Genomic DNA, 25,559 nt, shown 5'->3' with positions numbered 1-25,559 from the left:
CAAAATCCCTCAGGATTTTGCGATTGCCAGTTCCAGGTATCTCTGCACATTGACAATATATCTTTATCCGCCGACCAGTTCAATTCAGTATTAGCAAGACTGGCATCAGCATAAATAGAAGCAACATCCCCAGCCCGTCTGTCCACTATTTTATAGGGTATTTCTTTACCAGAAGCTTCCTGAAAAGCCTCAATTATTTCCAGCACACTATAACCTTTGCCAGTGCCAAGATTATAAGTTACTACTCCGGGATGAGAATTTAATCTCTGCAAAGCTTTCAAGTGACCTTGAGCCAGATCCACTACATGGATATAATCTCTTACTCCAGTACCATCAGGGGTATCATAATCATTCCCAAAAACGTTTAATCTTGGCAATTTACCAACAGCTACCTGAGCAATATATGGCAATAAATTATTGGGAATACCATTAGGATCCTCTCCGATTTTACCTGAGATATGAGCTCCAATAGGATTAAAGTAGCGTAATAAAGCAATATCCCATTGGGGATCAGATATATTCACATCTTTTAAGATATCTTCTATCATTAATTTAGTTCTGCCATAAGGATTAGTTGGCTGAACAGGGAAATCTTCTTTTATAGGTACCTTATGAGGATTTCCATAAACAGTTGCTGAGGAAGAGAACACTATCTTCTTCACATTATATTTTTGCATGCAATCCAGCAGGTTCAGTGTTCCAGTTATATTATTATGATAATAGAGAAGCGGTTTTTCAACTGATTCCCCAACCGCCTTTAAACCAGCAAAATGGATCACCGCATCAAATCTATTATTTCTAAAGATTTCCTCAAGAGCTGGTTTATCAAGCAGATCATCAGGAAAAAATGTGACTTTTCGGTTACTGATCTCCTCTATTCTTATTATGGATTCTTTTTTGCTATTAATCAAGTTGTCGATAACGGAAACATTAAAACCTGCCTGAAGAAATTCCAGAGTAGTATGGCTGCCAATGTATCCTGCTCCCCCCGTAATTAGGACTTTCATCATCCCTCCTGTAAATTAAATGCACTATGAATAATATTTAAAGCCTTGTTCTCGTCTAACTGGCATATCAAACATGAAATTGTTGAATATGAATCGGAAGCCATTTCAATCATCACATCTTCGGCTTCCAGGTTTTTTATTAGTTTTGCCATAACTCCCGGTTGTCCTGTCATAAAGGATCCAGTAACAGTCACTTTACAAAATCCACTCTGTATATTGCTTTTAACATTATTCTTTTTAAGCAGAGAAGCAGCAAATTTACTTATTTCTTCTTCAATTACAAATGAGACATTTCCTTGAGCTACACAAATAAAATCCAAACTAATTTCTGAATCAGAAAAAGCAGAAAATATCTTACTCAAATGTAAATCGGAAGTAGTTTTTATTTTAACCAGAGAAAGATCAGATTTTGAAGTTACTGCTGTTACAGGTTTGTTTCTTGTACAGGGCTGAATGCATGTACCATGCTTGCCAGTCCAGGTTTTGCCTAATAAAAGAGGAATTTTCCGATCAGATAACTGACTTATTGCCGGGGTATGTACAATCTGAGCTCCATTACCTGATAATTCAGAAATCTCCGAATAATCAAGAACTTTGATTATTTGAGCATCTTTGACGATATGTGGATCAGCAGTATATAAGCCTTCAACATCTTTGAATAATTCCAGTTGAGTGGCTTCAAGAGCTCGTGCTATCAGTGCTGCAGTAGTATCACTTCCCCCTCTGCCCAATGTAGTAATTTCTCCGGTTGAATTAATACCCTGGAAACCACAAATAACAGGAATCCTTTTTTGTTCTATTTTATCTAATATATTGGCAATATTGATATTTTCTACTTCTGCCTTATTATAAGAATTGCTTGTGAGAATACCTGCTTGCCAACCAGTGATTGCTATTGCTTGGAGCCCTTCTCTTATCAATTCCTCTGCGAGCAAAGTGGCAGCAATGATCTCACCGCATGAAGAGATCAATGCTTTGTGCCTGTCACTGCTTTTTTCCGGAAGAATATTAAGAAGAGTATCAGTTGAATAATTGTCTCCTCTCCTTCCCAGAGCAGAAACTATGATCACCGGGAAGAAATAATTATCCAGACGAGATTTGATAATATTAATCACTTTCTGTCTAATATCTTTTGTTTGCAGAGAACTCCCGCCAAATTTGAGAACTGATATCTTCATAATAGTTTGTTTTTTATCATGTAATCGGCAATTTGAACAGCATTAAGAGCAGCACCCTTTCGAAGATTATTTGATACTATCCATAAACTTATCCAGTCATCTCCTAATAAATCCTGTCTAATTCGTCCCACAAGAGTATTATCATTATCTTCTGAATCGAGTGCAGTGGGGTAGAGGTTAATGCCAGGATTATCCATGATCTGTAGATTTGGAGTATTATTTAGTATTTCGCGCACCTGATCGGGAGTAACTGACTTCTGAAATTGAATCTGGACAGACTCTGAATGCCCATAAACCACTGGTACTCTTACAGCAGTAGCTGTAAGAGCTAAACCAGGATTTGATAATATCTTCCTGGTTTCCTGGATTATCTTCATCTCCTCTCCGGTATAACCATTGTCATTAAACACATCAATTTGAGGAATCACATTTCCTGCTATCTGGTAGGGAAAATGTAAAATCTCCAAAGGAATACCTTCTACCTGTGCTTTCAATTGATTTTCTAATTCCAGAATTCCCTTTTTCCCGGCACCTGAAACAGCCTGATAAGTACTCACTATCACTCTTTTGAGATTGAAAGCAACATGAAGGGGATGCAAAACCTGCACTAGCTGAATAGTAGAGCAATTAGGATTGCCGATGATCAGCTGATGATTGTGCAACGATAGAGCATTAACTTCTGGAACAACCAGCGGAACATCATCATCCAGGCGAAAGGCACTGCTGTTATCAATGAATACTACACCGTTTTCTCGTGCGATTGGAGCCCAGATTTTACTTATTGCAGATCCAGCACTCGCCAGGCAAATATCAATATCTTTAAAACTTTTAGAACTTACTTCCTCAACTTGAAATCTTTTACCTTCATATTCAAGATATGAACCAGAAGAAGAAGAACTCGCTAATAACCGTAATGTATTATATGGGATCTTCAATTGATGAACTATTTTGAGCATCTCTCTGCCCACAGCTCCAGTAGCACCTAATATAGCCAGATTTATTCTATTCTCTGGCATTGATTATCTCCTTCTACCTCTTTTCTCCTCACAAATACCCATCATTATACCAAAAATAGGATAGATCAAATAGATGCAGCCCAGGTTAATTGCATATTCAAGAAGAAGTTGATTATTAATCGCAACAAAATAAATCCCGGATAATATGAAACTCAATATAAACCAGACAATTCCAATCCCCAAGCCCATGGATACCGTAATTTTGTTTCCTTTATGAAGATAGCCACTCATTAAATTGTTTGAATAATCATCAAAAGCAATTGAAGCTGCCAAAAAATATAAGATAAATTTAAAACCAAGAGTCAATTCAGGAAAGATAAATTCATTGAAAATGAAAGGCGCTAACCAGGCAATTATTCCATTAAATACAGCTTTAATCCAATTCATAATTCTTTAAGTGGGGAGCAGGATAACCTGCTCCCTTCCTTATATATTTACATCTCTTCCATTTCTTCCCGGATAGCTTTTGCCAGACGTTTTACGCCTTCACAAATCTGTTCCTTAGAAGAGTAGGAGAAATTTATTCTTAAAGTATTTTTTCCAGAATCATCGCAATGGAATACATCTCCAGTAACAAATGCTACGTTATTTTTTATAGCCCGTTGAAATAGCTTTCCAGCGTCCATACCTTCTGGGAGATACATAAAAAGGAATAATCCACCTTCAGGTTTAGTCCAGGTAACTCCTTCTGGCATTTCCTCATCAAAACACCTCATCATAAGGGCTTTTTTGTCTTTATACATTGCTGTAGTCTTTATTAGATTCTTCTCAAAGTAGCCTTTTGATAAATATCTGGCAGAAATCTTTTGGACAAATGGTGAAGTACATAAATCTGTTGCCTGCTTGCCAACAACAAATTTATCCACAATGTCTTTGTGAGCAATTATCCAGCCAATACGAAATCCCGGAACAAATATTTTTGAGAATGTACCCATCGTTATTACCTGACCAATACCATCAAGAACATAGAGTGAAGTCTGATGTTCTCCCTCAAATCGAAGTTCTTTATAGGGGCTGTCTTCAACTATAAGAAGGTCAAATTCATGAGCAATCTCGATGATCTCTTTTCTTCTAAAATCTGGCATGGTTACACCCGCTGGATTTTGAAAATCAGGGATGATATAAACAAATTTTGGTTTCTTATTCTCAGCAGCAAGATCTTCCACAACTTTTCGTAAGATATCTGAACGCATACCGTGCTCATCAAATTTAATTCCTATCATTTCTGCACCATAAGAGCTAAAGGCACTCAATCCACCGAGATATGATGGTAATCCGCAAATGACTATATCACCACGATCGATAAAAACCTTTGCTAATAGATCAAGTCCCTGCTGACTGGCTGTAGTAATCACAAGATTACTGATATCAATGTCAAAATTCTGTTTCTTATAGAGTTTTACTAATTCTGCCCTTAAAGCAGGATCACCTTCAGTAGCACCATATTGCAGAGCACTTGCGCCATCTTCATTCAGAACTTCCAAAGTGATTTCTTTCAATTGCTCGATGGGAAAAGTGTCTGGAGAAGGTAATCCACCAGCAAAAGAAATCACCTCTGATCGCTGAGTAAGTTTAAGAAGTTCTCTGATAGCAGACCTTTTCATACCCAGAATGTTTGCAGATAGCATGGATTCAAGATTCTTGATCATGATATCCTCCTTTTTCTTTTTATTTTTTTTTAACTATTAATATATTCCAGCATCTGATAACGTTCAAGCTGTAAAACGATGTCTTTATAAATTGTATCATTGATTTTTACGTCAAGTTTATGCTGTTTATTTTTTTCATCATAGTATTCTTCATGAATGGTGCTATTATCTCTCACGAAATTAAGTAAAGAATCCAGTTTCTCTGGAATAATCAGCCTTCGTGTTTGTTGTTGCTCAGAAATGAAGTATTTTATTTGAGAAAGAAGATCATCAAATCCTTCTCTAGTAAAGGTTGATAAGAAAATTGAATCAGGATACAGACCTTTCAATTGTTTCTTTAAAAATGCAAATGAATTGCCCTGCACCAGATCAATTTTATTAAAAATTATTAAGATATTTTTTTGATCCGCTCCTAATTCCAGAAGTACATTTTCTACCGAGTCAATCATATTATCAATTCTACCAATTGTGATATCCACTACATGCAGCAGCAAATCAGCTCTTTGAACATCGAGAAGAGTAGAATTAAATGACTCGATCAGATTATGAGGTAAATTGTTTATGAATCCAATCGTGTCAGAGACAACGAATTCCTGATTTTCAGGAAGTACGACCCTGCTTGATTTTGCATCAAGTGTGGCGAATAATTGATTCGCAGTATAAATATTTTTTTTTGTAATTAAGTTAAATAAAGAAGATTTTCCAGCGTTTGTGTAACCAACAATGGTGATATTAAGAGCTTTATCACGCTTTTTACGCTTGGTCTCAGTAGTAATTCGGATTTCCTCAAGACGTTTCTGGAGAATGTTTATTCTGGTTTTTATCTCACGGCGATCAACCTCGATCTGCTTTTCTCCTGGTCCTCGAAAACCAATTCCACCCTGAATCCTGGACAGATGCTTCCAGCGGTTCTTTAAGCGTGAATAACTATATTCAAGCTGTGCCAGCTCAACTTGCAGCTTTGCCTGCTTGGTTCGGGCATGAGAGGCAAATATATCTAAAATGAGTTCTGTGCGGTCAACAACGTTACATCGAGTAATATTTGCAATATTCCTTGCTTGTGAAGAAGTTAATTCCTCATTGAAGATCAATGTTTGGACCTGTTTTTCTCTTGCGGAACGAGCAATTTCCTGGAGTTTACCTGATCCCATAAATGTACCTGATACTGGGTGCTTAAGATGCTGAATAAATTTCCCCTTCACTGCTACACCAGCAGTTTTTGCCAGTTTCATCAACTCTTCAAAGGACTTAGTAAATTGTTCTTCTTCTTCATCTCGATGCCAGAGACCGATTATAAATACCCTAATTATTGGAATTTCTATTTTAATGGTCGTTTTCTCCTGAAATGAATATTAGCTGGTACTAAGTTTCATAAACCAGAACTTTTTTATTAGTCTGTCGCCAGGTATTGTATTCTTCTTTGATTTCCATCATCCAAAGAGTTTTTCTGTCTTCATTATCAAATGTTACCACATCCATGAAGTGCATTTTACCATCTTTACCTTTGAAACTTTTTTGGGGCAATTCAACCTCAATCTGTCCATTACGGCTTAAAATGGTGATTTCATTCAGTAAAATGCCCTCTTTGATCTCCAACACAGCTCGAGCTTCTACTATGCCGGAGGAAACGTCTCTAAACCTGATTTTCATTTTAACCTCAACTATTTTTTAACAAATCAAAAAAGAAGTTAATATTCCCAACTGTCCAGATATTTCTCTTATTGATTTTTTTGATATATGGATTCATCATATTGTCCGATATCTTTAAGCATTTCTGAAAACCATTTCTGATTGATATCAAAGGGTTTGCCTCCACGTATTCTGCCAAACTCAATGCAGCGCATGCTATTATCAGCTTCATCAATACCTACTACTCCACTTTGTCCATTCAAACCAAAAGTAACAGCCTGATCAGCCGTTTTCATGATCAGATCTAAATCTGCCCGATTGGGGGCAGCAGATCTGGCAAAGTATCCGCTTTTTTGCACCAGTACTTTATCTGCTTCTAATTCACTTTTTAACCTTTTTGCAAACCACTGACCTGGATTTATATCATCCAAACGCACATGATTAAATGCATCACGTGGTACTTCTTGTCCAGCTGATTCCATCTCAGTTACGATTGTCTCTTCTCCAGCACCCTCAGCTAAAAAAATATTCACACAATCATGCTCATCCATTACCTTTTTTAATCTAGTTATTTCCTCTCTGAAGTCGATTAGTAGTTCCGGAATATATATTGCATGAATATCCCATCTTTCTTTAGATAAATTACTGATCAATGGGAAAAAGGTTTTTTGATCAAGATTCTGGCGATATAAATGGGCAGAATATGCTGTTAACCATCCACAATGCCTTCCCATCACTTCATGAATTATCAAATGTCGACTGCTGGTTGTATTCTCATTTACAATATTTTCAAAGAATTTAGCTGATTGTTCCGCTGCTGTCCAGGCACCCAGTGTCTGCTTAATGGGGAAGACGTCGTTATCAACCGTTTTTGGAATTCCCACCACGGTAAGTTCATAATCATTCTGTTCCAGATAAGCAGCCAGTTCTGCTGCTGCTGTGTTTGTGTCATCACCACCAATTGTGTGCAAAATAGTGATCCCATCTTCCTTAAGTCGCAAAGCAGCTACTTCAAGAGGATTATCACCTGGATTAATATAACCTTTTATTAGACAGTCTTTTACATTTGATAGTTTAACTCGGCTATTTCCTAAAATACTGCCACCAAATCCATAAAGCATCTCAGCAACATGCAGAAGAGATTTACTGAGTTCCAGCTTCTCATTGGTTAATAAACCACGATATCCATATTTATATCCGACAATTTCAATTTCTGGTACAAGTTTTATATATTGCCTAATCAGGCGGCCAACTGCAGAAGAAAGGCAAGGTGCCATTCCACCGGAAGTTAGAATCCCAACCTTTGGTTTATTCATTGATCCTCCATAAATTACATTTTACCTTTAACAAAATTTTTTCCTATCCAATTTTTGTCAATGCTTGTGAATTCATGCTATTCTCCAAGACAAATACCAATTCCACGGGCAGTATGTATCAAGGCAGAATCAAGTTTAACATAGTTATAATATTTTATCGCATCAAGTATGGGTACACTCACAAATTCAGGATATTTATAAGAGACCATTTTACCAAACTCCTGATTTAAGACCATTTCAAATGCTTTCACGCCAAAACTTGTTGCCAGAATTCTATCGTAAGCAATTGGGATTCCACCTCTTTGGAGATGGCCCAGCACAGATACTCTCACATCAGCTTGAATACCTGTCTGCTTCAGTTCATAAGCTAATCTGTGTCCAGCCCCGCTTAAATGAAAATTCTCATACCCGGGTTCATTGGGTTTATATCCAGATTGCTCTCCATCAATTGGTTTTGCTCCTTCAGAAATAACTATTACAGCAAAGCCTGATTTGCCATCAGATCTGAGTTTTAACATTTTAGTGAGATTTTCTATTTTATATGGTATTTCAGGAATAAGACATGCTTCAGCGCCACCTGCTATAGCCGCATTTAAGGCTATCCAGCCAGCTCCCCTTCCCATCACTTCCAGGATAAATATCCTGTGATGGCTCTCTGCAGTTGTAACTAGCTTATCTACAGCTTGAGTAGCAGTTTCCACAGCAGTCTGATATCCAAAGGTCATATCAGTAGAAGATAGATCATTATCTATAGTTTTTGGGACTCCTATCACATTGACACCCTTTTCATAGAGCTTTTGGGAAATAGCCTGAGAACCATCTCCACCAATATTGATCACAGCCTGGATATTTAATTCCTGCATCCTTTCAATCATTTCATCAGAAACATCAGCTAACTCCAGTTTGCCATCTTCCGTCTGCTGGGGCCAGTTAAAAGGTCCACCCTTATTGGTGGTTCCAATTATTGTTCCACCTTTGAAATGAATACCCGCAACTGCCTTATTATCAAGTTTCATCAATCTGATCGGACTTTCTAAAAGTCCATTAAAGGCATTATAACTGCCCCATACCTCCCATTCCTTCTCAGGCTCAGCACGTTTGACTATTGCACGGATTACAGCATTTAAACCTGGACAATCTCCTCCGCCAGTAACTACCAGACATTTTTTCTTCATATTATTTCTCCCTGATTATTAATCAAAATATAGTATTTGCTGAGCTACAGGGCCATAACTCTTCCGGTGTTCATCTGTTACTCCATGTTTTACTAATGCTCTCAGATGAAGCTTTGTACCATAACCCTTATTTTGGGCAAAACCATATTCAGGATATTTCTCATTTAATTCTATCATAATATCATCTCTATAAACTTTTGCCAGGATGGATGCTGCAGCAATGGCAGAAACTTTCTGATCTCCTTTCACAATCGCTGCAGCTTCCATCTCTTTCAGTTCTTCCGGAATCCTGTTCCCATCTATTAGAATTTTTCCTTTCTTCTGCAATGAGGTGCATGCCTTTTGCATACCCAGCATTGTTGCCTGCAAGATATTAATTCTGTCAATCACATCCACACCAATCACAATTATTTTGTAATCGACTACCTCATTAATGATTCTTTGATAAAGTTTACGTCTGGTTTTATCACTAAGTTTCTTGGAATCATTCAAACCCTCTATCAAGAATCCCCTTTTCATTGTGACTGCAGCAACTACTAAAGGTCCTGCCAGTGGACCTCTACCCGCTTCGTCAATTCCTGTTATATATTCATAATTATTAAAATAAGATTTGTCAAGTTCAAGCATTATCTGATTCCAGTACAAAAAACACTCGATCATAAAGTTTGTCTGCGTAAGTGTAATCTACAGATGGTATCATAATTGATTCACCCTCAGATAATCGGTAAATTCCCTTGAGTTTAAGGGAGGAAGATTTTATAAATTGCACTAGTGTTTCCACCTGATAAATTTTTTGATGATGATACTCATCATACCTTTGATAATGATTCTCTTCAGGTACAAAAAATGTGATATGATTTGTATGCATCAATTTTGCATTATCAAATTCACTTTCATGAATCACAAATCCTCTTTCTTCATCTTCAATATTGATAAATCCATCAAAGTTTTCTTGACAATTCCTTATTGTTGAGATATCAAAGATAAATAATCCCTTATTACTTAATGAATCACTCACATTATTAAGCATAATATTAACATCTTCAACTTTAGTAAGATAATTTAAGCTGTCAAACAACAGTAGAATAAGATCATATTTATCCCCAGTAATAGGTTCCAGCATATCACCTTTTTCATAATTTGCTGGAAATGGTTTGTTTCTGGCTAATTCCAACATGGCTTCAGATATATCAGTTGCATCTACATTACAGCCACGTCTTACTAATCTGCTGGAAATATTACCTGTTCCGCAAGCTAATTCCAATACCCTTTCAGGACTTTTTTTGTATCTACGGGTATACCTTCCCAATATAAAATCCACCCAACTATCATATTCCACATGTGCCATATATTGATCATAATATCTGGCAAATAAACTATATGCCTGTTTTTGCATTATTTACCTCTATTTCACAATCTTAAAGAGTAAGGTCTGATGTAAAGCAATTTCTACAACCTGTTTCAGCATTGATTTTGGCAACTGAATTTTAACTAAGATATCACATTTTGTTCTTGACAGAATTTTCCTCTTATAGCTTTTAGGATTCTACTTAATGAGCGGGAATAGCTCAGTGGTAGAGCGCAACCTTGCCAAGGTTGATGTCGCGAGTTCGAGTCTCGTTTCCCGCTCCATTTTTACATAATTGGCGACATCGCCAAGTGGTAAGGCAAAGGTCTGCAAAATCTTTATCCCCGGTTCGAATCCGGGTGTCGCCTCCAAGATCCCGCCGGAGTGGTGGAATTGGTAGACACAAGGGACTTAAAATCCCTCGAGCTTTAAGCTTGTGCCGGTTCAAGTCCGGCCTCTGGTACCATATAGAAGCCAGGTTATTACCTGGCTTTTTTTTATACTTCAAATACACCAGTAAGATTTGTTTTACCTGCTTCATTAAAGGGTATTCCTGCTGTAATAACAAAATTATCACCCTTAGATGCTACAGATATCTTTTGGATCTCATTCCTGGCTTCAACAATTACTTCTGTAATACTATTTACTTCCTTTGTCATAACCGGATTAATTCCCCAGCTTAGACTCAATTGATGGCATGTTTTAATATTTTGCGTTAAGGCGATTACTGGAACTCGAGGTCGGAATCTGGAAACCTTCCTGGCAGTGGAGCCACTCATGGTAAAGCATACTATCGCTTTTGAATCAGTACCCCTAGTAAGACGGCAGGCAGTTTCTGCCACATGAAGATCTGCTGTCGGGGCTTCATCATCCCTAAGTTCATTTATATTATAGGTGCGATTAAGACTTTTTTCCACTTCTATTGCCATTTTATTCATCGTACTCACTACAAGTTCTGGATTCTTACCAATTGCTGTTTCTTCAGAAAGCATCACGGCATCAGTACCATCCAGTATTGCATTAGCAACATCAGTAGCTTCCGCACGAGTAGGTCGAAGATTATCTACCATCGAAACCAGCATTTGTGTTGCTGTGATTACGGGTTTACAAGCTCTATTTGTCTTTCTGATCAATTTTTTCTGTATAATGGGAACTTTTTCAAAAGCTACTTCCACACCTAGATCTCCCCGCGCGATCATAATTCCATTTGATTCAGCTAATATTTCTTCAAAATTTTCTAAGGCTTCTGGTTTTTCTATTTTAGCGATCAAAGGGACTGAACCACCTTCTTTGACTATAAATTCTTTAACTTCTCTAATATCATTTCCATTTCGAACAAAGGATATCGCCATAAAATCCACTCCATGCTTTATCCCAAAACGGATATCTGATTTGTCTTTCTCGCTCAGAAGCTGCACTCCAGCAGATGCAGTAGGCAAACTGATTCCTTTTCTTGAGGAAATCATTCCTTCGCTTACTACTTCACAAATTACCACATCCTGCTTCACATCTTTTACTACAAGCTCTACAATACCATCATTTATCATGATAATATCACCATTATGAACAAATTTGCTGAATCCGGGATGATTTACCATAACTTGTTCTTGATTACCTTCCACTGGTTTTTCAGTTAAGTTAAATTTCTGCCTCTTATGAAGAAATATTGGACCATTTATGACTTCACCTATTCTTATCTTAGGACCAGCAATATCCTGTAAAATCGCAATTTTATTATTCTCTTTATCAAGTTCCCGAATTATCTTAATTACTTTAAGATGCTCTTCATGGGTACCATGTGAAAAATTTAACCTGGCTACATTCATCCCTGCCTTGATCAATTTACTGATCATTTCCTTAGAATTACATGCTGGACCAATTGTTGCCACAATCTTTGTTTTCTTTTGCATAATTTCTTCCTGCTTTATTATTACGAACTTTGTCTTATTAGATATAATAATGGAATAATAATTCCTGTCAGGTTGATCAATAAAATTAATAAATCAAAAACTCTGAGTTTTTCCGATTTAATAAAACTCTTGTCCTGATTCAACCCTCGAGATTGGATGCTCATTGCCGCCTGCTGAGAATATCGGGTGGCACTTACTAATAGGGGTATTATATAAAAATAAAATAAAGGTTTATGTGAAAAACGCATGACAGCTGCCTGCTGAATTCTCTTAAACTCAGACTGAATATTGCCAGCAGAATTAAACGCCACCAATAAAGCATATCCCCAGATGACAGGAAATCTCAGGTTCTGGATCAGGCTGTAAATTAGTTTCTCATAATGAATCGCTGTAAGAAATGAAAATGAAACTAAAGATAATGCTGCTGCTCTGATTGCAAGATATAAGCTCATTGTCAGACGATAATGATCTAATTCAATACCTGCAAAAATCACTGGATAGCTGCTCATATTACCTTTCAAATGCAGATAACTGGTTATAAATAATGATATACCCGGTATTAATAAAAACAGCATAAAGATTGAGATTAATTTCCAGTTCAGTCTGCGAACGATCACAAGTTGAAAGAGGCTTAGTATTATCCAGTAAATACAAAGTTGCCACGTAGGGGAGACCAGCACGGCTATTGTATAGGCAAAAGTGAGTCCAAACAGGATCAGATCATTAATACCTTTTTTGATCTCAATCATTTATTGCTCCACTACCTGCAATTTACCTTCTTTAAGCTCATATACACTTCCGCATACTACTTTCAGGAATTCCTCATCATGACTCACGATTACTATTCCCAATCCTCTATCACGTAATTTTCCCAGAAAAGAAATCAATTTCCTTTTATTGTTGATATCCTGACCAAATGTAGGCTCATCCAGAAATAGCAGCTTCTTATTTCCCTGATAGCTTATAGCTGTGGACAGCCTGCGCTTCTCTCCCTCAGAAAGAGTAAATGGACTTTGGTTCTTCTTTCCTTCAAATTCATCACCAATAAATTGCAGATCACAACCTTCTAATTCTTTTTCAACTTTATGGAACAAAAAATGATTCTCCGGATCTTGAAATAACAATCCCACAATTGAATTTAAATATTTATATTCTTTACCCTTATAAGCATTTTCATCAAGTAATATATCACCACCATATTTCCGCTTAAGACCTGCCATTATTTGTAAAAGTGTGCTTTTTCCACTGCCATTTCTACCCTTTATCCCGATAATCTCTGCTTCATATATTTTCAGATTTACTCCCTTTAGAATATCCTTTTCAGGATATGAAAATCTGATATTTTCAAGCTGCATCAGCATCCTGCCTTTTGCTGTTTTTTCCAGAAAAGGTAAAGGGGTATGCCAGATTATCTCTTCTGCCGATCTGTTATTTACTTTTCCAGTAATATCAAGATCAAGATTTCTAGTGATCTGTCCCTTCAAATAGCCCAGGTTATGTTCCACAAAAAGCATTGTTTTACCCGAATCATATTTCTCTATGATCTCCATGATCTCTTTTGCAGATATGGGGTCTAAAAATGCTGTTGGTTCATCGAGCATTAAAATCTCAGGTTTTGTCATGAGAATTGATAGCAGAGTTATTTTTTGTTTCTCTCCTCCGCTCAAACTACTTGTTCGCTGATTAAGCAGAGGTGATATTCCAAATTTATTAGCCCATTCATCAATTTCTTCTAATATCTTTCCGGGAGCTATCTTCTTATTCTCCAAACCATAAGCTAATTCTTCCCTTACACTGTGGCAAAGAATCTGAGCTGAGGGATTTTGCAGGATCAAACCTGCTCTACCTTTCACAAATTCAGGATTTTCAATTATGGATTTCCCTCTAAAATAAATATCTCCATCCACTTTGCCATACAGGATCTCAGGAATTAAGCCCATTAAGCCATATAAAAGTGTACTCTTCCCACTACCGCTGGCTCCAGTAAGAAGAATGCGTTCTCCTTCTCTTATCAGGTGATTTCCCTGCCAGGCTATTGTATGGTTACTTTCTGGATAGGTAAACCTGAAATCTCTTATAATATATAATGCTTCCTGATTATTTGCCATCTCTGGTTATCTCAAATTGATTTAATACACCCGTAGCCTGCAATTGATCAGCAGTAAATTTTGCCAGAAATCCACCTAAAATTGCCCCACTAATAACAAATCCCATTAACTGGATAATATTGAATTGCCAGTTCAAAAGATAATATTTTTCTATGAAAAAATCAAAGAAGAATGAAGCAAATGCTGCCAGACTTCCAGCTATTGCCATTCTGCCTGCTGATAATTTCTTATATCTTAATATAAGGAAGAAAAGCTCTACGGTTAATCCCTGTACTACACCACTTAAAAAAGATATAAGTCCCCATCTGGATATAAATGCCAGGATAAAGGCAGGTATCACCTCTCCCAGTAGAGCACTGCCCGGTTTGCGGATTATATATCCGAAAAACATGGCTCCCATAAGCCAGACCCCTGCAATAAGATATTTCAGTCCTAATGGTTTCAGAAATGGTTTCAGTACATCATAAATAAAGGTGTTACCCCACCAGAATATCCCCATTGCTATTGAGAGTACACAGATAAATGTTATCTCATTTATTTTCATCTTCTTCATCAAATATTCTCCTATATCAAATCTTCACTTATTTTATCCCTCTTAAGTCAAGCAAAATCTCTCTTTAATTATTATATTACATCCTTAAGAATAATAATCACAAAAATAAATTGTTTGACTGGACACGCAAATAGATAAATTTCACTCTATTATGGAAAATGAAGAAAAAAACTGGCAGATATTGTTTTGTGATGAAGATGATAAAAATTGCACCATCACTGAGTTTCTGGAATCTCTTCCTGAGGAAGGACAGATCAAGGTATTCAAGTTCCTGGAATTACTCAGCAAAAATGGCCCTCAGTTAAGAAGACCATATAGTGATATCCTCTATGACGGCATCCATGAACTTCGTCTTCGAGTAGGAAAAATTTATGCCCGGATCCTATATTTTTTTGTTTACGGCAATTTTATTATCCTACAATCAGGATTCAAAAAGAAAACTGATCGTACTCCAGATAAATATGTGGAACAGGCAATTGAGTACCGAAATTTGATAACGGAAAAATATTCTGAAAAGGACCTTGAGGAGAACCTTGATGCACCAATTTAATAAATACCTAAAAAAGAAGCTTGAAGATAATAAATTCTGCCAGGCTTATAATGACAACTGCAATATCTGTCAAACAGTCTGGCAGATCGTTGATACTGTAATGAATTCCGGAGGTTCCTGGACAGATATCTCTGCCGAAACCGGAATTCCTGAATCTGATTTAATTGAATTTGCCAATGGAGACAAATGTCTACCTCATATTATTAAAACACTCTGCCAGAAGTATAATATTGATCTTCCGGCAGAATGTCCACGATTCAAATTTTAATCAATGCTAATTATATTAAAACTGGAATGTATTGAAGAGTAGTAAGGTTGGAAACCATTCCTGTAATTTAATTCTAACATCTTCTGTCTTAGTTTCCATCCAGCCTCGATCAATAATTTCCTCTATTTCTAAACTACCATATAATAAAGCCGTAAGTCCTCTGATATCACATGTGACATCAGCTGGAATATTCCTCTCTGATCGTTTCATTTGAGTTTTACGGTCTTTTACAACCAACTCATAATTTCCTGAATTCCAGTTGCATAATTCGTCAAAGACTTTGAATATCATGCTTACATTACCCGAGATATTGAGATCACTTAATGAATCTATAACATCTATAATACGCACCATCCAGGGACCTTCGCACATTTTCAGTTCATATTGTGATCTCATATCGGAAAACCAGCTAAAGAAATTAGTTCCCATAGGGATATTCATCTCAAAATCACCCACATGATCACGATGTCTGGCAAAATAATTGAATATCAATTTTCTTGATTCCAGATCACTCCAGATTATATCGTGAATAATAATTTTCATATCCTGCTTCTTATATGAGCAGGCAGCCTTGATCACGTTATTATGCTTCACCAGTATGAAAATCGTGTTTTGGGCCAGATGCTCTTTAAATCCTTGATGTATTTCATCATAGATCACCATGCCATGCCACTTAATAGATGCTTTGCTAAAGAAGTGCAAAAATTCCTCTAATGCAGCTATACCTGTTTTACGTTCTAATATCCAACCCTCAGGAATCTCACCTAAATAGTGCTGCATTCCGGAAACATGAAATTTCAATTTCATTTCACGATTCGTTGAGATATAATCAAATTTTTGATAGAAACTCTCCTTGAATGGCTGCAGCATACTCACGCTCTGCTTTTTCAATCTCATATCCTCAAATGCTGATGTAAATAATGCCTTTACATAACCTTTATTACGGTATTCAGGAAAGGTTGCCACATTTCCTATGCCTGATAGTCTCTTTACTGTTCCGCGAACATTTTGCTTGAGGTTATGATTGATAAGCCCTGAAGTCATTTCTCCATTTTCTATGATCACAAAGCATTCATCTGGATTCATCCATTTGATTTTATCATCTTCTATTTCTTTATCCTGCCAGTTACCAAAGGCATATTGTGATATCCGATGATATTTATTACGTTCTTCTTGGGTTATTTTCCTTATTTCCATTGAACCTCCTGGTTTTATCCATTCCTGTGTTTTTTGATCTTTATATCCTGGTGCTTTTGCTGAGACCGGGCATTATCAATAAATTTCTGCCGCTGCTTATTGCGTCTTTCCTGAAAACGAACTTCTTTTTGCAGTTTCTGATAGTTCTCAAACCGTTCCGCTTCCAGTTCACCATCTTCTATTGCCTGTTTAATAGCACATCCAGGCTCAGTATCGTGCTCACAATTCCTAAACCTGCATTGCTTCTCCAATTCCACAATATCATAGAAAGTTCTGTCAAGTGTAGTTTCACTCACAGAGAGTTGAATATCGCGCATACCCGGATTATCAATCAATATACCACCACCTGTAATGATGATCATTTCCCGGGTTGTAGTAGTATGCCTACCTCGTTTATCTCCTTCACGCAAATAACTCACATACTGCTTTTCCTCGCCGAGAATGCAGTTAATGATCGATGATTTACCTGCTCCAGAAGAGCCGATCAGAGTCACGGTTTTTCCTGACTGCAAATATTCTTCTAGTTCAGATATACCCTCATTCTTAAGTGCACTCACTACATGAACAGGAATTCCCAGACTCACACTCTCCGTTTCTGTGAAATACCACTGCGGATCTTCACATTGATCTGCTTTGTTAAGGATAATAACAGGATTTGAGCCACTATCCCAGATCAAGGTGAGATATCTCTCGATTTTCCGTAGATTAAAATCCCTGTCCATTGAGACTACCAGAAATACGGTGTCTATATTTGCTGAAATGATTTGTTCATCAGAGCTTCCTTCTTTTTGATAGTTTCTGCCATAAGTATTCTTTCCCTTACGGGAAAATTTACTCCGTCTTGGTAATATTCTCTCAATAAATAATTTATCGAAATCTTCTTTGCGACGACATAATATCCAGTCTCCTACTGCCGGTAATTCAATGCTTGAAAAAGCATTCATAAACAGGCTGTCACTCAAAATTGCCTGTTCCTCTCCAATTTCAGTAAAGACTCCATATAAATTCTTTTGTTCCCGTGCCACTCGAGCTATAATAAGCCCTTCTTCTTTATAATCCTCATAACTTTCCGCAAAATATGAGTTCCATCCAAATTCTTCTAATTTCACTATTCCTCCAGTTTGTACCAGAGAATTCTCAGGTATTATTCCTGTTGCCCTCTGGTTTGCTGCTTCTCTAATTTCCTCACTGATTTTCTCCCTTTCCGCTTAAACCAGCCTTTTGATTTAGTATGCGCGGTGTCTGGGTGTGAGGGACGCTTTCGGGTATAAGTCTTCTGGCTGCTTCTCTGCATATCTGCCTCCTTTTTTTAGTTATCAGTCCCTTGTATACAAAAAACGGTTCTGGGTAACAGTCCCAAAACCGTCTCCGGAATATTTCCGGACAAAATTATAGCGGGACCAGCACTTCATTGATCTTCTGCTGATTCCGCTAAACATATATTATCGCCTGTAAAACAATCTCACTACAGGTTTCTTTGTTTATTGACAATCAGCAGGTCAGGTTACTATCAACCTTCCTTCTGTAAAATTCATAAAACCTCCTTATTTATTATTTCTGAAAACAGATAAACTTAAGTTAGCTGATTTGTAAAGAAAAATCTCTTAATAACCAAAATTTGATTCAAGAGAATGTGTATTTTTTTAGGATTAAATCGAAATGTTATCGGTGATTATAGCACCTACAGGATAGTGTGTGAATAGGTGTAAAATTATCCCTCTAATTCGTACCACGAAGTGATAACCACAACCCTAGCCCCTCATAAAGGCAGCCGATATGAGGGGTTCAAATATGCCCAACATCCCTCCCATCCCAATCCGGATCAGCCGGATTGGGGAACGAGGAGGAGTATGAAATTCAATCCCCTTATATCGGCTGCGCCTTTATAAGGGGCAAAGAAAATATTATGCCTTCGGCATATAATACCAACCAATATCCGGCTGAAATGACGAGGAAAACATTTTATTATTTATCTCAGTTAGTCTAATTATCCTTCCAATTCATATCCCGAAGGGATAACCATATCCTTAGCCCCTCATAAAGGCGCAGCCGATATGAGGGGTTCAAATATGCCCGAAACAGCGTCCATCCCCTATCCGGATCAGCCGGATTGGGGTGGGCGGGACAACGCTGATAGCAAATTTAATTTGACAAGAAGATCATTAATATGAATAAATTGCATGAAAAATTTAATCAACAAAAAAAGTGAAATAGATTGCATGGAGATATTATGAAAATTTATTTAACTACTTTGATGAATTTACTGTTATAATTTATGAGTTCATTATTATGTGCCCAGGATGAAGAAATTGAGGCAATTGCTCAACGGGATATGCTGGAATATATGATAACCTATGCTCCAGCACGTTTTGACAAAAACCTGCAGGTTGGTGATAAACTTGTTTACAGATCAAAATACTGAGAGCAGAATCTGGACACTGTGGAAGTTATCAAAGACACAGTGGGAGCATTCTGGGTAAAGGAAGAATTTGAGGGTAATATTATTAATTATTTGATCAGTAGAGAAACTGGGGAATTGCTGGATATAAAGGGATATGATGAAGAAGGCAGATTTAATCATCCACAGATGCTGAATGAAGCTGAGAGGGAAGTGTTAATAAGTAAGAGAGAAGAAAAGATTACGGAATTGCTGGATAAAAATCTGTTTACACCATCTACTAAGAGAAAAGAGTATCGAGTAAGAAATAATAATTATAACTGTAAGGTTATTGAATCAACAAACAATAACAGGGAAGATATTTTAGTATCTGAGAGTGTATCCCGTATGCTTCCCTTCATGTTTGGACTTGAATTACAATTGAGCTATAATGTATTTGATTTAGAACGAAGTGGATTGGTTAATTCCAATTCAGTTGTATTAATAATGACAGAGGAGAGATGATAACATGAAAATTATAATAGAATTTACGATAGTGATTATATTGTTAATGACATTAATTTCCTGTAATCTTGGTATTGGAGATGGAGAGCCTGATAAAGATTTAGGTAACAGGATTTTGTTATTTAATTCAGATGGAAGTGAGATGCATTATTTTAATAAATATTACAATGGAACAAGTGGAAATAGCTATGATGCCACTTATGGTAATATTCAATTTTTTAATGATAATAGACATTTTGCTTTAAATAATGAGTATTTATTAATTTTTGATGCTGTTGACTTAGATGTGCAATTTATTCTGGAGGGTATAGAAATAGACTATAATGACCATTCTTCGGATACTGTAATTTTTTCTGACAGGTGTGCAATCAGCTATGATGATAGTTTAATTGCATTCACATCGGGTAGGTCACTTTATTGTTTGGATTTGGAAACAAATAATTATTGTCAGATAACTGATAGTGGCAGGGATTATTATCCGGCATTCGGTTTAGATAATAAAATATATTTTTGCAGGAAAGACACTACTAGGGCTGTTTGGACTCTGATGAGCCTTAATCCTGATGGTAGTGATATTGAGGAATACTGTTCATTTGATGAAAGAATAAACAGGATTTTACCAGGGAGAATTGATGTTGATAAAGTGTTTTTAGTGAAAGGGAACTCTTATTTTTATCAATATAATTGTGGTACAGATGAGTTGAATTTATTATGCGAATTTCCCTATGATCAAGGTAAGGTAATTGATAGAAGTAACGATGACAATTATTTCAGTTTTAATCATTATCACTTTTCACCTGAATTTATTTCTACTTTTATCTATGATACGAATATTCAAAATTTATATGAGATATCGATCAAATATGGTAATTGTACAACCAAAATAATGCCGGAAGGTCAGTCAATATTTGTTTGTTATTTTGGTGGAAGTCCACATAGATTCATGTATTTAGACTATAGCAATAATACTTATTCTAATGAAATTCCTATAGAGTATTCGATAAAAGGAACTAGTGTTGATAAAATTGATATATCTAATGACTGTCAAAAAATTGTATTAATTACTGATATAATGGTAATAAATGGGAGAGAATTATGATGAAGAAATTAATATTAAGTTATATAGTTATTTTATTTGTTTTTTTTGTCTGTTTATGTGATCCTCCAGTTAACCCGGATGATTTTCCTACAGAAGTTAGAGATAGCTGGGAAACTGTTAATCAGTTGCATGAGTACGACCACAATCAACCGATTATAGATTTATTGGGTTTAGAATTTAATCTCCAGGTGCCGTAGTTCTCGCCGCACTTCCGGAGTACCGTCAGCGCTGCAAGTCCTACTATAATGTACTCCATCTGGTTCCCCAGCAGTAAATTTAAAAAAAAAGGCATATCAGCTAACTAACATGCCCTTTAGATATTTACCAGATCTTACTGAAGTGGTTTAACAACTTCTATTAATTCTGGTAGATCCATTCCGATATTCTTCAAATGCTCAAGTTTAGGAACTCCATTCTTTGTCCAGCCTCTTCGCAGATATACTGCATCTAATAGCTGTTCATAACGGTCCTCACGATACTTGCGAACTTCTGCCATTTTCTCCTGCAAACTCATTTTTGTTGGATCAAGGTTAAGTTTTTCACTTAATTCCTTGTCATATCTTTCTTCTCTACTGAGATATTCTGCTTCTGTTACTGGTCCACAGGCACGATAAGGTTGAGCATCATGCTTTCTGAGTCCATAACCTCTCCGAATATTAAATATTCTCTGGAAGTTATACACTCTCTCACTTTGCCGCACCATCTCTTTTTTATCAATATTATTTCCAGTTACAGCATTATACACTGTTATATAGTTATCTACGTGTTCCGGTACTTTTGCCGGTTCATCGGTCTCGGCATTTCCTGCTGGTTCCACGTCGTTCCAAGGCAGTTTACAAAGTCCCATCAATCCGAACCAGGTACGGAACATGGGGAAGTAGTGCAATGCTTCTGCTTTATCGTCAAATGTCGGTATCTGGTTATTAACCATATCCATAAAGATAAGCCAGGCTTCATCATGCTGAGGTCCTTTATTGGTCATGGCATAGCCACCCTGCTGTGCCAGAGATTCTTTCGATACGTACTGGCTGTATTCCAGTCCCTTATTCTGCATTCCAATATCCTGCATAAATTTAAGGTCTCCGCCATATTCCTTATGGAATATATTAGTCATTCTGCGAGTTCCCTGTCCCAGGATAATTCCAAATCCTTCGCCTCTTGCCATCTGGTGCATAGCTTCCAGTGCTGCATCAGTATTACCAAAATTAAGCTCCAGTCCACCGGTGATCTTTTTATTGATAATTCCTTTTTCATAGCATTCCATAGCAAAAGCTGTCATAGTTCCAAATGAAATAGTATCAATACCGTAGGTATCGCAATAGAAATTAAGCTCTAAAATATCATTAGGATCAAAGTTACCGATATTTGAGCCTAATCCTGCAGCTGATTCATATTCCGGTCCATCAACATGAACTGTTTTGCCCTTATATGGTCCAGTGCGAACCACAAAATTCTCTGATACCTTGGCACATGCCATTGTGCAACCCAGCCAGCAGCCATCGCTGCTGCGTGGTGTAAATTTTTCTGTCCACACCTTGCTGTTGATATCATCAATATTCTTCTTCACATCTTTTGCCTTGCCATATTGAAAGTTATGTGTTGGCAAAATGTCATATGCATCCATGATCTCCATCAGATGTGCTGTTCCCACTTTTCGCATCTGGCACTGATCATCATCAAAATCATTCATTTCTTTGGTGAATTTCTTGCCGCGCTGTTGAATAGCAGGCATATCTTCCACATGGTTCATATCACCTTTCACGCCATGAGATTTAGCTACAATAGCTCTGATGCCTTTATCCCGAAATACCGTTCCGATTCCACCCCTGCCGGCTTGTTTCAATCTGCAGACTTTACGCTGAAGATCATAAAAACTGAAATTAAGCATTCCAATATAGGAATGATCAGCAGCAGAACCAGCACTTACCACAGCGATTTTCATTTTATCAATTGGTTTATCACTTTCAGCATACATTTCTGTAAGTTGTTCTGCCAGAAGATGACTATCTGCATATTCTTCTCCAGCTTCCTCAATACTCACTTTACCGGTTGTGCCGTCAATAACGATTATCACGTCTTTTTTTGCCTTACCCTGTATTTCTAGTGCATCATAGCCGCTGAATTTAAGGTATGGTCCAAAATATCCACCCACATTACTGTCTATTACAACATCAGTAGTAGGGGAGATGCTCACAACCAGACTTTTACCTGATCCTGCGTACTGAGTGATTCCGCAGATTGGTCCGCCAGAAATAATGATCTCGTTATCATTATCATTCCATTTAGTCTCTGGTCTTGTGCCATCCCATAATAACCTTAATCCAAAACCCTTACCACCAATGAATTTCTCTTTCATCTGAGGTGTGACAGGCTTTTCAGCGATCGTGTTATTATCCAGATTGATATAAAGTGTTTTACCTGCATATCCATGATCTAGCTCTACCAGATCATAGCTAAATTCTTTCAAAAGATTGTGACTGGCTTTTAATTCTTTAACGTCCATCTTTTCTCCTTTATTATTTTTTTGAATAACAATTTTTCCCGCTGCGTATTGCAGACGGTAGAATTTCCCTAAAGGGTAGGAGTCATTGCTGCCAATTTTCTAAAGGCGACTGTGCTTTTTTTTACGATTTTCCACTAATGTCAAGTAGATTTTAGGTTTAAGTGGTTCTCCCATCCAAGACCTTGCGAATGGTCGAATGACCTTCGCAATGGTCGAGCAGGTTTAAGAATCTTTTAAATTATAGTATTTAAAGCATTTAGCATAATGGTAATTTTGTTTATATCTGTCCAACCCTTGCGGAGGTGCAAGCATCATTCGCAAGGTTTCAGCTGGAATGCAATTCAATTTTTATCATTAACTATAGGATAAAAACTCGTTCCCTTTTCTCCTTCCTCAAAATATAATCCTGGATCTGTAAAGTCTTCTTCCGTAAGTTGCTTTATCAGTTCATATGCTCTCTTTTGATCATCTAACTTCACACCATTTTCATAATCCTGGAAACATGAGATGATCTCACCAGAATGAAAATTCCCCCTGCTGTCATAATTAACCCGTAATATCGGAGCTAAGGGTCTATATTCTCCTGAAAGATTAAACCGCCTCCAGGTAAGGAAATTTCCTAGAGAATAAGCTATCACCTTACCCTTATAACATTCCATTGCCCTCGGCAGATGAGGTCCATGACCATATACCAGATCAGCACCGGCATCGACAAGCTGATGACCAATCTCCACAGGATTTCCGCGATTTTCTCCGTAATAATACTCGACTTCATTCTTCAAGTGCAGAAATTCCTCTCCTTCTCCTCCATAATGCATGGAAGCCACCACCAGATCACAACTCTTTTTCAGCTCAGCTATCAACCGCTTTACTTCCTGTATATCCCAATGAGATAAACAGTTACGATTTGGTGCTAATGCTATGAAACCTATTTTATTACCTTCTTTTTCGAAGATACACGTTGGGAATTCTATCTGACCTGCATAACCAATCTCTAAACTGTCGAGTACTCTCCAGGTATTCAGGCGACCTGCATCTCCGAAATCACCCGCATGATTATTAGCAATCGAAAGCAGATCAAAACCACTATCAGTAAATACACCACTTAAATTCTCTGGTATTCTGAATAGATATTTACTCTTTTTATGTTCAGATTTATCGCCTTCACTAAGAATGCAACCTTCCAGATTACCACAGGTTATAGTTCCAGACCTTAGAATGTTCTTTAACTCAGAAGTTATTAAATCTTTCCCGTCATTTTCTGGAAGATAACTGTCATCAGGATAATTTGTCCCGGGCATAATATCACCAACTGCAATTATGGAGATCAAGCCACCAAACACTTGACCAGACAGCAGTATAAATAACATGGAAAAATACAGATTTCTCATTAACTATCTCCCATTACAGTTTTGCCTAAGCGTTAAACCCTGTCAACCGCTCTTTACCGATTTTATATTATTTTATATTTCCTTTAGGCTCCATGTTACACCTAAGTATGGGATGATAGTTTTTATTGTCGATGGCACTCAAAACTGGTACAAAGTTGGCACTTTAAACTGGTACATACAAAATGGCACTCAGTATAAAGAAACTGGAGTGCTAATGAAGGGAGTTTTAATGTATCATACTGTAAAGACTTTGTCTTTTAATGAAATGAGCCAGAGAAAGATTGCTAAACATCTCAAGATGTCAAAAACGACCGTGAACAAGTATCTGAATTTAAATGCCGAGGAAGATATTGATAAATTGATCAAGGTCAATAGACCAAGTCAGTTTGATGTTGCTATCAGATTTATTCTGAATCAGCTTGATAATTTTCCTAGTATTCGATCCAGTAAACTTTACCGTCAGGTAATTGAAAAATATCCCTCAATTACTGCCAAATCAAGAGCTTTTCGCAAATATGTTATGCGGTTACGTAAAAACATATCATCTAAACATCGGCGATTTTATCATCCGGTACTTGATCATATTCCTGGACATCAGATACAGGTTGATCCAGGTCAAAGTTATGTTAGAAGTGATGATGGAAAGGGTTTTACAGTCTATTTCGTTGCCTTTGTATTGTCATATTCACGTAAAGTATTTGTTCATTTTCAGACTACACCATACAATACTACTGATTTTATTAATGCTCATTTACAGGCA

Annotated in this window: 27 protein-coding genes and 3 tRNA genes; 10 read left to right on the top strand and 20 right to left on the bottom strand. The window is 37.0% G+C overall.

Going from position 1 to position 25,559, the window contains the following annotated elements:
* From galE to RAO94_13390, 11 genes are all read right to left on the bottom strand, one after another.
* Nucleotides 1-1,010 (bottom strand): UDP-glucose 4-epimerase GalE (galE, locus tag RAO94_13440; GenBank protein ID MDP8323344.1); only part of this gene is annotated, 1,010 nt, incomplete at its 3' end.
* Entirely contained in the window at nt 1,007-2,185 is a 1,179-nt protein-coding gene (locus tag RAO94_13435) for an aspartate kinase (protein MDP8323343.1), read from the bottom strand. The genes galE and RAO94_13435, both read right to left, overlap by 4 nt.
* Nucleotides 2,182-3,201: an aspartate-semialdehyde dehydrogenase gene (locus RAO94_13430; protein MDP8323342.1), complete on the bottom strand. Its 1,020-nt coding sequence runs from the start codon at nt 3,199-3,201 to the stop codon at nt 2,182-2,184. The genes RAO94_13435 and RAO94_13430 overlap by 4 nt, the downstream gene beginning before the upstream one ends.
* A gap of 3 nt (nt 3,202-3,204) precedes the next feature.
* The gene (locus RAO94_13425; protein ID MDP8323341.1) at nt 3,205-3,588 is read right to left on the bottom strand and encodes a hypothetical protein; all 384 of its coding nucleotides are present in this window, start codon (nt 3,586-3,588) and stop codon (nt 3,205-3,207) included.
* A 47-nt stretch (nt 3,589-3,635) separates the two neighbouring features.
* Complete coding sequence (locus RAO94_13420; protein ID MDP8323340.1) at nt 3,636-4,850, bottom strand: PLP-dependent aminotransferase family protein; 1,215 nt, start codon at nt 4,848-4,850, stop codon at nt 3,636-3,638.
* Nucleotides 4,851-4,879: 29 nt separating this feature from the next.
* Nucleotides 4,880-6,142 carry a GTPase HflX gene (gene hflX, locus RAO94_13415; GenBank protein ID MDP8323339.1) on the bottom strand — a complete coding sequence of 421 codons (1,263 nt, stop codon included), beginning with the start codon at nt 6,140-6,142 and terminating at the stop codon, nt 4,880-4,882.
* Nucleotides 6,143-6,212: 70 nt separating this feature from the next.
* Nucleotides 6,213-6,500, bottom strand: a complete 288-nt coding sequence (locus RAO94_13410) for a hypothetical protein (protein ID MDP8323338.1) — start codon at nt 6,498-6,500, stop codon at nt 6,213-6,215.
* A 68-nt stretch (nt 6,501-6,568) separates the two neighbouring features.
* The gene (locus RAO94_13405; protein MDP8323337.1) at nt 6,569-7,795 is read right to left on the bottom strand and encodes a pyrophosphate--fructose-6-phosphate 1-phosphotransferase; all 1,227 of its coding nucleotides are present in this window, start codon (nt 7,793-7,795) and stop codon (nt 6,569-6,571) included.
* A gap of 77 nt (nt 7,796-7,872) precedes the next feature.
* The gene (locus RAO94_13400; protein MDP8323336.1) at nt 7,873-8,970 is read right to left on the bottom strand and encodes an ATP-dependent 6-phosphofructokinase; all 1,098 of its coding nucleotides are present in this window, start codon (nt 8,968-8,970) and stop codon (nt 7,873-7,875) included.
* Nucleotides 8,971-8,988: 18 nt separating this feature from the next.
* Complete coding sequence (locus tag RAO94_13395; GenBank protein ID MDP8323335.1) at nt 8,989-9,597, bottom strand: ribonuclease HII; 609 nt, start codon at nt 9,595-9,597, stop codon at nt 8,989-8,991.
* Complete coding sequence (locus RAO94_13390; protein MDP8323334.1) at nt 9,590-10,366, bottom strand: class I SAM-dependent methyltransferase; 777 nt, start codon at nt 10,364-10,366, stop codon at nt 9,590-9,592. The genes RAO94_13395 and RAO94_13390 overlap by 8 nt, the downstream gene beginning before the upstream one ends.
* Nucleotides 10,367-10,527: 161 nt before the next feature.
* Here RAO94_13390 and RAO94_13385 point away from each other — a divergent pair.
* From RAO94_13385 to RAO94_13375, 3 genes are all read left to right on the top strand, one after another.
* A tRNA-Gly gene (locus RAO94_13385) sits at nt 10,528-10,602 on the top strand.
* Between the two features lie 13 nt (nt 10,603-10,615).
* Nucleotides 10,616-10,689, top strand: a tRNA-Cys gene (locus tag RAO94_13380).
* A gap of 7 nt (nt 10,690-10,696) precedes the next feature.
* Nucleotides 10,697-10,784: transfer RNA gene (locus RAO94_13375), tRNA-Leu, on the top strand.
* Nucleotides 10,785-10,815: 31 nt separating this feature from the next.
* Here the strand turns inward: RAO94_13375 and pyk are convergent.
* The 4 genes from pyk to RAO94_13355 are packed head-to-tail and all read right to left on the bottom strand — an operon-like array spanning nt 10,816 to nt 14,889.
* Nucleotides 10,816-12,228, bottom strand: coding sequence for a pyruvate kinase (gene pyk / locus RAO94_13370; GenBank protein ID MDP8323333.1), 1,413 nt, complete (start codon nt 12,226-12,228; stop codon nt 10,816-10,818).
* A 20-nt stretch (nt 12,229-12,248) separates the two neighbouring features.
* Nucleotides 12,249-12,977: an energy-coupling factor transporter transmembrane component T gene (locus tag RAO94_13365; GenBank protein MDP8323332.1), complete on the bottom strand. Its 729-nt coding sequence runs from the start codon at nt 12,975-12,977 to the stop codon at nt 12,249-12,251.
* Nucleotides 12,978-14,336: an ABC transporter ATP-binding protein gene (locus tag RAO94_13360; GenBank protein ID MDP8323331.1), complete on the bottom strand. Its 1,359-nt coding sequence runs from the start codon at nt 14,334-14,336 to the stop codon at nt 12,978-12,980.
* Nucleotides 14,326-14,889 (bottom strand): ECF transporter S component, encoded by a 564-nt coding sequence (locus RAO94_13355; GenBank protein ID MDP8323330.1) that lies wholly within the window; start codon nt 14,887-14,889, stop codon nt 14,326-14,328. The genes RAO94_13360 and RAO94_13355 overlap by 11 nt, the downstream gene beginning before the upstream one ends.
* Nucleotides 14,890-15,040: 151 nt before the next feature.
* On the opposite strand from RAO94_13355, the gene RAO94_13350 reads away from it, so the two are divergent.
* Together RAO94_13350 and RAO94_13345 are read left to right on the top strand one after the other, a co-directional pair.
* Nucleotides 15,041-15,439 carry a type II toxin-antitoxin system RelE/ParE family toxin gene (locus RAO94_13350; GenBank protein MDP8323329.1) on the top strand — a complete coding sequence of 133 codons (399 nt, stop codon included), beginning with the start codon at nt 15,041-15,043 and terminating at the stop codon, nt 15,437-15,439.
* The gene (locus RAO94_13345; GenBank protein MDP8323328.1) at nt 15,426-15,707 is read left to right on the top strand and encodes a hypothetical protein; all 282 of its coding nucleotides are present in this window, start codon (nt 15,426-15,428) and stop codon (nt 15,705-15,707) included. The genes RAO94_13350 and RAO94_13345 overlap by 14 nt, the downstream gene beginning before the upstream one ends.
* Nucleotides 15,708-15,722: 15 nt before the next feature.
* Here the strand turns inward: RAO94_13345 and RAO94_13340 are convergent, their stop codons facing one another.
* The 3 genes from RAO94_13340 to RAO94_13330 are packed head-to-tail and all read right to left on the bottom strand — an operon-like array spanning nt 15,723 to nt 18,198.
* The gene (locus RAO94_13340) at nt 15,723-16,904 is read right to left on the bottom strand and encodes a GNAT family N-acetyltransferase (protein MDP8323327.1); all 1,182 of its coding nucleotides are present in this window, start codon (nt 16,902-16,904) and stop codon (nt 15,723-15,725) included.
* Between the two features lie 14 nt (nt 16,905-16,918).
* Nucleotides 16,919-18,013 (bottom strand): ribosome small subunit-dependent GTPase A, encoded by a 1,095-nt coding sequence (gene rsgA / locus RAO94_13335; GenBank protein ID MDP8323326.1) that lies wholly within the window; start codon nt 18,011-18,013, stop codon nt 16,919-16,921.
* A 35-nt stretch (nt 18,014-18,048) separates the two neighbouring features.
* Nucleotides 18,049-18,198, bottom strand: a complete 150-nt coding sequence (locus tag RAO94_13330; protein MDP8323325.1) for a hypothetical protein — start codon at nt 18,196-18,198, stop codon at nt 18,049-18,051.
* Nucleotides 18,199-19,179: 981 nt separating this feature from the next.
* On the opposite strand from RAO94_13330, the gene RAO94_13325 reads away from it, so the two are divergent.
* The 4 genes from RAO94_13325 to RAO94_13310 are packed head-to-tail and all read left to right on the top strand — an operon-like array spanning nt 19,180 to nt 21,102.
* Entirely contained in the window at nt 19,180-19,326 is a 147-nt protein-coding gene (locus RAO94_13325; GenBank protein MDP8323324.1) for a hypothetical protein, read from the top strand.
* A gap of 18 nt (nt 19,327-19,344) precedes the next feature.
* Nucleotides 19,345-19,806, top strand: a complete 462-nt coding sequence (locus tag RAO94_13320) for a hypothetical protein (protein MDP8323323.1) — start codon at nt 19,345-19,347, stop codon at nt 19,804-19,806.
* 4 nt (nt 19,807-19,810) lie between these two features.
* Nucleotides 19,811-20,905: a hypothetical protein gene (locus RAO94_13315; protein MDP8323322.1), complete on the top strand. Its 1,095-nt coding sequence runs from the start codon at nt 19,811-19,813 to the stop codon at nt 20,903-20,905.
* Entirely contained in the window at nt 20,902-21,102 is a 201-nt protein-coding gene (locus RAO94_13310) for a hypothetical protein (protein ID MDP8323321.1), read from the top strand. The genes RAO94_13315 and RAO94_13310 overlap by 4 nt, the downstream gene beginning before the upstream one ends.
* 134 nt (nt 21,103-21,236) lie before the next feature.
* On the opposite strand, the gene RAO94_13305 is transcribed toward RAO94_13310, so the two are convergent.
* Nucleotides 21,237-23,408 carry an aldehyde ferredoxin oxidoreductase C-terminal domain-containing protein gene (locus tag RAO94_13305; GenBank protein ID MDP8323320.1) on the bottom strand — a complete coding sequence of 724 codons (2,172 nt, stop codon included), beginning with the start codon at nt 23,406-23,408 and terminating at the stop codon, nt 21,237-21,239.
* Between the two features lie 341 nt (nt 23,409-23,749).
* On the bottom strand, nt 23,750-24,799 hold the full coding sequence (locus RAO94_13300) for a CapA family protein (protein ID MDP8323319.1): 1,050 nt from the start codon (nt 24,797-24,799) through the stop codon (nt 23,750-23,752).
* A 214-nt stretch (nt 24,800-25,013) separates the two neighbouring features.
* On the opposite strand from RAO94_13300, the gene RAO94_13295 reads away from it, so the two are divergent.
* Nucleotides 25,014-25,559 (top strand): hypothetical protein (locus tag RAO94_13295; protein MDP8323318.1); only part of this gene is annotated, 546 nt, incomplete at its 3' end.

It is taken from the genome of Candidatus Stygibacter australis, assembly GCA_030765845.1.
In the GTDB taxonomy this organism is placed as follows: Bacteria; Cloacimonadota; Cloacimonadia; order Cloacimonadales; family TCS61; genus Stygibacter; species Stygibacter australis.
This window is presented reverse-complemented; position numbering and strand designations above follow the sequence as displayed.